General features: G+C 57.4%; 4 protein-coding genes and 1 pseudogene. 2 read left to right on the top strand and 3 right to left on the bottom strand.

Annotated features, from left to right (window positions below):
* On the top strand, window positions 1-227 hold a 227-nt coding region (locus BBW68_RS08365), incomplete at its 5' end, for an integrase core domain-containing protein (RefSeq protein WP_148127603.1).
* Between the two features lie 69 nt (window positions 228-296).
* On the opposite strand, the pseudogene BBW68_RS08360 reads toward BBW68_RS08365, so the two are convergent.
* Together BBW68_RS08360 and putP are read right to left on the bottom strand one after the other, a co-directional pair.
* A pseudogene (locus tag BBW68_RS08360) lies at window positions 297-539 on the bottom strand (FTR1 family protein); the annotation flags it as partial.
* Between the two features lie 204 nt (window positions 540-743).
* A complete protein-coding gene (gene putP / locus BBW68_RS08355; RefSeq protein WP_070134899.1) occupies window positions 744-2,228 on the bottom strand; it encodes a sodium/proline symporter PutP in 1,485 nt (494 codons plus the stop codon).
* Window positions 2,229-2,661: 433 nt separating this feature from the next.
* Here putP and putA point away from each other — a divergent pair, with 433 nt between their 5' ends.
* A complete protein-coding gene (putA, locus tag BBW68_RS08350; protein WP_070134897.1) occupies window positions 2,662-6,612 on the top strand; it encodes a trifunctional transcriptional regulator/proline dehydrogenase/L-glutamate gamma-semialdehyde dehydrogenase in 3,951 nt (1,316 codons plus the stop codon).
* Window positions 6,613-6,730: 118 nt separating this feature from the next.
* Here putA and BBW68_RS20650 read toward each other — a convergent pair whose 3' ends face one another.
* The gene (locus BBW68_RS20650; protein ID WP_420835338.1) at window positions 6,731-6,889 is read right to left on the bottom strand and encodes a dioxygenase family protein; all 159 of its coding nucleotides are present in this window, start codon (window positions 6,887-6,889) and stop codon (window positions 6,731-6,733) included.
* Window positions 6,890-7,102 lie beyond the last annotated feature (213 nt).

The following is a 7,102-nucleotide window of genomic DNA, read 5'->3' as shown; positions in this document are numbered from 1 at the left end:
ACTGCTGGGATAACGCCCCTATGGAGCGGTTCTTCCGGAGCCTGAAGACCGAATTGGTGCCGACGAAGGGCTATAACAGCTTCAGCGAAGCCCAGGGCGCGATAATTCGCTATATAACGGGATATTACAGCGCTATCAGGCCCCATTGGTATAACGGTGGTCTGACGCCCAACGAATCTGAGCGGCTGTACTACTTACAGTCTAATGCTGTGGCCAGTATTAGTTGAAGACCTTTCAATAACACGAAAGGCTAACTCATCAATAACTTTGCAACAGTGCCTCCAGAACACCATCTAGGTAAGCACCACCACCGCGACGATACCCTCAAACAGCTCCTGCTGTTTCTGCGGAAATTCACCGGTGGTTTTATTGATAAACCAGCTAAGAGCAAGGCAGAGCGCGGCAGCGGCAAACACCCCAATCCACATGGCGGGGAACCACTGGCTGCGTTGAGTACGCTTTAGATAGCTGGCGATCAGGCTGACAATCAGTGCCGCCTCCAGCCCTTCGCGTAACATGATGAGGAACGGAACAAACATGCCAAACCTCTTTAACTGTTAACTTCAGTCAAATCCAATAAAAATAAGTAAAATACGAACGATATCGATTATCATTATCCGATAAAGAAATACAAGCTAGGCAAAGGATATTTTTGAGTTTTGTGAGGGGGAAAAACATTAAGCAGATATTACGGTGGGAATGGGCATAAAAGAAAAGGGCCAGATTACGCTAGCCCTTAAGCGTTAGTCTGCCTGATACTCCGCTTCTGCAGCATCAAAGCGCTGCGCAGCCGCCGCCAATGGGCCTTTGCCAAGCAGGCTGAACACCACAATCGCGATGCAAGCAAACAGGAAGCCCGGAATAATTTCGTAGAGGCCAAACCATGCGTACTGCTTCCAGATAAGCACGGTTGCGGCACCGACGATCATCCCCGCCAGCGCGCCGTTACGCGTCATGCGTTTCCAGAGCAGCGACAGCACCACCACCGGGCCAAAGGCAGCACCAAAGCCCGCCCAAGCGTAGCTCACCAGCCCCAGCACGCGGTTATTCGGGTTAGACGCTAGGGCAATAGCAATCACCGCCACCAGCAGCACCATCAGGCGCCCTACCCACACCAGCTCGCGCTGAGTGGCATTTTTGCGCAGGAAGTTTTTATACAGATCTTCCGTCAGCGCGCTGGAACAGACCAGCAGCTGGCAGCTCAGCGTCGACATCACCGCCGCCAGAATGGCGGACAGCAAGATCCCGGCAATCCACGGGTTGAACAGGATACGCGTCAGTTCGATAAAGATACGCTCACTGTTTTCAGACACGCCGGAAGCTTGATCCGGATGGTTCTGGAAGTAAGCAATACCGAAGAAGCCCACCGCCACGGCACCGCCGAGGCACAGGATCATCCAGGCCATACCGATACGACGCGCGCTACGAATCGAACGGTGGGAGTCAGCAGCCATGAAGCGCGCCAAGATGTGCGGCTGACCAAAGTAGCCCAAGCCCCAGCCCAGCTGGGAGACAATAGCAATAAAGTTGAGGTTTTTCAGCATGTCGAGGTTCTCAACGCTTTTCGCGCGGATCACTTCCAGTGAATTACCCAAGCCACCGACTGCCAGAATAACAATCACCGGCGTCAGGATCAGCGCGAAAATCATCAGGCTGGCCTGCACGGTATCGGTCCAACTGACCGCGAGGAAGCCGCCAACAAAGGTGTAGACGATAGTCGCTGCGGCACCGGCCCACAGGGCAGTTTCATAGCTCATACCGAAGGTACTTTCAAACAGACGCGCTCCGGCCACCACGCCAGAAGCACAGTAGATAGTGAAGAACACCAAAATAATCAGGGCAGAAATAACCCGCAGAATCTTACTTTTATCCTCGAAGCGGCTGGAGAAGTAGTCCGGCAGCGTCAGGGCATTGTCATGGTGCTCAGTCTGCACGCGTAGACGACCAGCAACAATCTTCCAGTTAAGGTAAGCGCCGATAGTTAGACCAATGGCGATCCAGCTTTCGGAAATGCCCGACAGGAAAATGGCCCCCGGCAGCCCCATCAGCAGCCAGCCGCTCATATCAGATGCCCCGGCTGACAGAGCGATGACCAAGCTGCCTAGGCTGCGGCCGCCCAGAATATAATCGTCAAAGTTTTTCGTTGAGCGGTAAGCAATAGAACCGATCAAAACCATGCCGAATATATAAATACAAAATGTCACCATCATTGGCGTACTTACAGTCATTCAGATTCTCCACTTATTATCAGTATCCTCAGGCGAAAGACGCTCGTGAAACGGCCGAAACGGGGCACGTTTCACGGAGGGCTTTCTGCCGGGGGCGGTATCCTGCCGTAATCGGCGTTGACGCACAAACGATTTAACACATCATCGACAGCCATTTCACCTGCTAGTTACATTCAAATGCCAGCAGGTTGCAATGCGTCACATTTAACCGGGTTGCGCCTCGGTAATAACCCAATTAAAACCAAGTAATACTCCATATTTCATAACTGGCCGGATTCTTGCGGCAATATCCATGCCGCTTTTTGCGCGTTAACAAAATAGCGGTTTTCTGGAATGGGGGCTAGGTCACATTTAACCGGGTTGCACAAAGTTGCAACATCAGTGATATTGCACCTCATCCAATGTTTATTACTGACTTTAGGAGCTGTAAGGCATGGGCACAACCACTATGGGCGTGAAGCTGGACGATGCAACGCGCGAGCGCATTAAACTGGCAGCGCAGCAAAATGACCGCACGCCCCACTGGCTGATCAAGCAGGCAATATTTAACTATCTGCAGCAGGTGGAACAGGGCAGCGCGCTGCCGGAGATCCCGTCAAACGGCCAGCAGGCAGAGGGCGATGAGCACCTGCCAGAAGAGTCGCAGCACCAGCCGTTCCTCGACTTCGCCGAGCAGATCCTGCCGCAGTCCGTAGCCCGTGCTGCGATCACTTCTGCTTGGCACCGCCCGGAGGCCGAAGCGGTGCCGATTCTGCTGGAGCAGGCGCGTTTACCGAAGCCGCTGGCAGAAGCCACGCATCGCCTCGCTTACCAGCTGGCCTACAACCTGCGGCACCAGAAAGGTGCAACGGGGCGCGCCGGAATGGTGCAAAGTCTGCTGCAGGAGTTTTCTTTATCCTCTCAGGAGGGAGTGGCGCTGATGTGCCTAGCGGAAGCGCTGCTGCGTATTCCCGACAAGCCAACGCGCGATGCGCTGATTCGTAACAAAATCAGCAACCGTAACTGGCACTCCCACCTTGGCCGCAGCCCGTCAATGTTCGTCAACGCCGCCACTTGGGGCCTGCTGTTTACCGGTCGCCTGGTCTCTACCCACAACGAAGCGAACCTGTCGCGTTCCCTGCACCGTATTATCGGCAAGAGCGGCGAAACGCTGATCCGCAAAGGCGTTAATATGGCGATGCGCTTGATGGGCGAACAGTTCGTCACCGGGGAGACTATTGCCGAGGCGCTGGCTAACGCACGCAAGCTGGAAGAGAAAGGCTTCTGCTACTCTTACGATATGCTGGGCGAAGCGGCGCTGACGGGGCAGGAAGCGAAAGCCTACCTACTCTCCTACCAGCAGGCGATCAACGCTATTGGTAAAGCCTCTAACGGGCGCGGCATTTATGAGGGTCCGGGCATTTCAATCAAGCTTTCCTCTTTGCACCCGCGCTACAGCCGTGCCCAGTACGAGCGGGTGATGGAGGAGCTGTACCCGATCCTTAAATCGCTGACGCTGCTGGCACGCTCCTACGACATAGGCATTAATATCGATGCCGAAGAGGCTGACCGCCTTGAGCTGTCGCTCGATCTACTGGAAAAACTGTGCTTCGAACCAGAGCTGGAAGGTTGGAACGGCATCGGCTTCGTGATTCAGGCGTATCAGAAGCGCTGCCCGATGGTGATTGACTACCTGACCGCCCTCGCCCAGCGCAGCCGTCGCCGCCTGATGATCCGCTTGGTGAAAGGTGCCTACTGGGACAGCGAAATCAAACGCGCCCAGATAGACGGCTTGGAAGGATACCAAGTCTACACCCGCAAGGTGTACACCGACATCTCTTACCTAGCCTGCGCGCGCAAGCTGCTGGCGGTGCCAAATCTGATTTATCCGCAGTTTGCCACCCATAACGCCCACACGTTGGCGGCAATCTACCAGCTGGCGGGCAACAACTACTATCCTGGCCAGTATGAGTTTCAGTGCCTGCACGGCATGGGCGAACCGCTGTACAAGCAAGTGGTTGGTAAAGTGGTGGACGGCAAGCTCAACCGACCTTGCCGCATCTATGCCCCGGTCGGCACTCATGAGACCCTGCTGGCCTATTTGGTACGACGCCTGCTAGAAAACGGTGCCAACACCTCGTTCGTTAACCGTATTGCCGACGCCGCGCTGCCGATTGATGAGCTGGTTGCCGACCCGGTGGAAGCAGTCGAGGAGCTGGCGCACGCTGAAGGCGCGCAGGGTCTGCCGCATCCGAAGATCCCGCTGCCGCGCGATCTGTACGGTGAGAAACGTCAGAACTCCGCCGGTCTGGATCTCGCTAACGAGCATCGCCTTGCCTCGCTTTCCAGCGCATTGCTGAACAACGCTAGTCAGAGCTGGCAGGTAGAGCCGCTGATTGACGCCAGGCTGGAAAGCGGCGAAAGCGTGGCGGTGCTTAACCCCGCCGAGCCGCAAGATGTGGTGGGCTATGTGCGCAGCGCAACCAGCGGAGAAGTCTCCGCCGCGCTCAATGCCGCCGTCAGCGCAGGGCCGATCTGGTTTGCCACCCCGCCGCAGGAGCGCGCCGCGATCCTCGAACGCGCCGCGGCGATGATGGAAGGCCAGATGCAGCAACTGATCGGCATTCTGGTGCGTGAAGCCGGTAAAACCTTCAACAATGCCATCTCCGAAGTGCGTGAAGCCGTAGATTTTCTGCACTACTACGCGGGCCAGGTGCGCGAAGATTTTGATAACGAAACCCACCGTGCGCTAGGCCCGGTGGTGTGCATCAGCCCGTGGAACTTCCCGCTGGCAATCTTCAGCGGCCAAGTGGCTGCCGCGCTGGCGGCAGGTAACAGCGTGCTAGCGAAACCGGCCGAGCAGACCCCGCTGATCGCCGCGCAGGCCGTGGCCATTATGCATGAGGCTGGCGTGCTGGTTGGCGCGTTACAGCTGCTGCCGGGCACCGGCGAAACCGTTGGCGCGCAACTGGTGCAGGACGAGCGCGTGCACGGGGTGATGTTTACCGGCTCTACCGCCGTTGCCACCCTGCTGCAGCGTAACCTTGCCGGTCGCCTCGATCCGCAGGGTCGCCCGACCCCGCTGATCGCAGAGACCGGCGGCATGAACGCGATGATCGTCGACTCCTCGGCGCTGACCGAGCAGGTGGTGACTGATATCGTTGCCTCGGCATTCGACAGCGCAGGCCAGCGATGCTCGGCGCTTCGCCTGCTGTGCATTCAGGATGACGTAGCGGAGCACACGCTGCAGACGCTGCGCGGTGCGATGGCCGAGTGCCGCATGGGCAACCCGGAGCGCTTATCAACCGATATCGGCCCGGTGATTGATGCTGAGGCAAAAAGCAATATTGATGAGCATATTCAGACCATGCGCAGCAAGGGCTTTAGCGTGTTCCAGGCCGCGCAGCCGCAGGCAGCGGATCGCCGCGAATGGCAGACCGGTACTTTTGTGATGCCGACGCTGATTGAACTGAACAGCGTCACCGATCTGACTAAAGAGGTGTTTGGCCCGGTACTGCACGTGGTGCGCTATGCACGTAACTCGCTGCCGCAGATTGTCGAACATATTAATGCCTCCGGTTACGGTCTGACGCTCGGGGTGCACACGCGTATTGATGAGACCATCGCTCTGGTGACGCAGAAAGCCCACGTCGGCAACCTGTACGTTAACCGCAACATGGTGGGTGCCGTGGTCGGGGTGCAGCCGTTTGGCGGCGAAGGTCTCTCCGGCACCGGTCCGAAAGCCGGTGGCCCGCTCTACCTGTACCGCCTGCTATCGCACCGCCCGGACGGTGCACTGCGCGTGACGCTCGATCGTCAGGATAAAGAGCGCCCAGTCGATGCCGTACTGCGCCCTGCGCTGCTGGCTCCGCATCAGGCGCTAAGCGCATGGGCGAAAGATCGTCCGGAACTCGCCGCCTGCTGTGCACGTTACGAGGAGCTGGGCCAGGGCGGTACCGTGCGCCTGCTGCCTGGCCCAACCGGCGAGCGCAACACCTTCGCCCTGCTGCCGCGCGAGCAGGTTCTGTGCCTAGCGGATAACGAGCAGGATGCGCTGGTGCAGCTGGCGGCCGTTACAGCAGTCGGCAGCCAGACGCTGTGGGCGGATGATGAGCTGCATCGCAACCTGCGCCAGCAGCTCCCTGCGATTGTGCAGCAGCGTATTACGCTGGTCGCACAGCCGCTGGATTGCACCACGTTTGATGCGGTGATCTATCACGGCGACGCCGACCAGCTGCGCAGCCTGTGTGAGGCCGTAGCCGCCCGCGACGGCGCGATTGTGTCGGTGCAGGGCTTTGCCCGCGGCGAAACCAACCTGCTGCTGGACCGCCTGCTGCTGGAACGTTCGCTGAGCGTCAATACCGCTGCGGCGGGGGGAAATACCAGTCTGATGACGATTGGTTAATCCCTACCTCATCGGGGTCGACCTGTTGCTGCGGTCGACCGGCTTAATTTATCTCTGCGCATATTGGCGTTCAACGGCCGAGTCAGGCACAGCAGCGCTGTTCTTGATACAGCGTGATTTACTCAGTTTTTTTACTGGCTATCTGTTCTGGCGAGTTCACTTTATGGACTTCAGGCACCAAGCCTTCGCGGCTGGCAAAAGCAAAGTCGTCCCACAGGTATTCGTCACCATCAATGTTGATCTGGGTGGTTAACTTACAGTAGCCGCGGGCAGTCACGAAAAAGTGAATATGTGCCGGACGCCACCCCGTACCGTCCCAGCTGATTGAGCAGATGCTGCACCAGCCCGTTAGGGGTCAGCCATGCCCCATTCCCACTCGAAACGCAACAAAGTGACCCACTGGCCAGACCCGGATAAAATCTCCGTTCTGGTCCTACTGGAGAGCCTGTTGCATGCAGGGAAAACATCTGACTCAGAAAGAGCGGTTCTA

The sequence above is a fragment of the Candidatus Erwinia dacicola genome (assembly GCF_001756855.1).
Classification (GTDB): Bacteria; Pseudomonadota; Gammaproteobacteria; order Enterobacterales; family Enterobacteriaceae; genus Erwinia; species Erwinia dacicola.
This window is presented reverse-complemented; position numbering and strand designations above follow the sequence as displayed.